Annotated in this window: 1 protein-coding gene and 1 pseudogene; both read left to right on the plus strand. The window is 31.7% G+C overall.

Annotated features, from left to right (window positions below; all coding sequences use genetic code 11):
- Positions 1 to 615, plus strand: a 615-nt coding sequence (locus BD31_RS01825; RefSeq protein ID WP_008297643.1) for a DNA primase small subunit domain-containing protein, incomplete at its 5' end; no start/stop codon positions are given.
- A gap of 47 nt (positions 616 to 662) precedes the next feature.
- Positions 663 to 981: pseudogene (locus tag BD31_RS01830) on the plus strand (UPF0182 family protein); the annotation flags it as partial.

A 981-nucleotide genomic window follows, 5' to 3' on the forward strand; every position in this document is an offset into this window, starting at 1 on the left:
AATATTCATGTCTATTTTTCTGGCAATGAAGGATTTCATGTTTATGTGTATAATTCACAATTTCAGCAAATTAGTTCTAGAGAAAGATCAGAACTTGCAGATTATATCATGTTTCGTGGAGTAATACCTGAAACATTTGGAATGAAGAAATTTAAACCAAATAGATCTTCATTTCCAGATTTTGGTGAAAAAGGTTGGAGAGGAAGATTTTCTAAATATGTTTTTGGTTCTAAATCAAAACGCTCAAAAATTATTTCAGAATTAATTATAAACGGATATTCATCTTTCCAAAAAACTCTTGATGATGCTTCAGAAAATATTGGTGTAAAAATTGATCCTAATGTAACTATGGATATTCATAGAATTTTTAGACTTCCAGGTTCTATTAACAGCAAAAGTGGTCTTACAAAATTATATTGTGAAAATCTGTCAAAGTTTGATCCATATATGGAAGCATCTTTTCTTAATGATAATTCCGTAGAAGTTATTGCAAACTGTCCAATAGAATTTAGTCTGAAAAACAAAAAATTTGGTCCATACAACAATGAAAAAGTGACTGTTCCTACATTTGCTGCAGTCTATATGATTTGCAAAAAACTAGCAACATTAGCTTGATTTTGCTGGTAAGACATTAATTTACCAAATCTTAACAAAACTTGATTTTGTATAGCGCCTCTACTGATAAGCAGACTCCTCCTCCTGATGCAGGAAAATTCATCAGAATAGGTATTGCCGCCATTATAGGAATCATAATTTTTGCTGCAGTAGGAAATCAGGCAGTAATTTTATCGATGAATTTCACTGAATTTGGTGATCAATTCAGCAAACCTCTCTATTACACTTTAGTCTCTACAATTATTCTATCTGCAATTGCACTTGTTCGCGTAAATATCACAGGAAGATCTTCAATTTTTTGGTATGTTATCAGTACAGGAATAGGATTTCTTGGAAGCGGCGGACAACAACCAATATCAACTAACA

This window comes from Candidatus Nitrosopumilus salarius BD31, from assembly GCF_000242875.2.
GTDB lineage: Archaea > Thermoproteota > Nitrososphaeria > Nitrososphaerales > Nitrosopumilaceae > Nitrosopumilus > Nitrosopumilus salarius.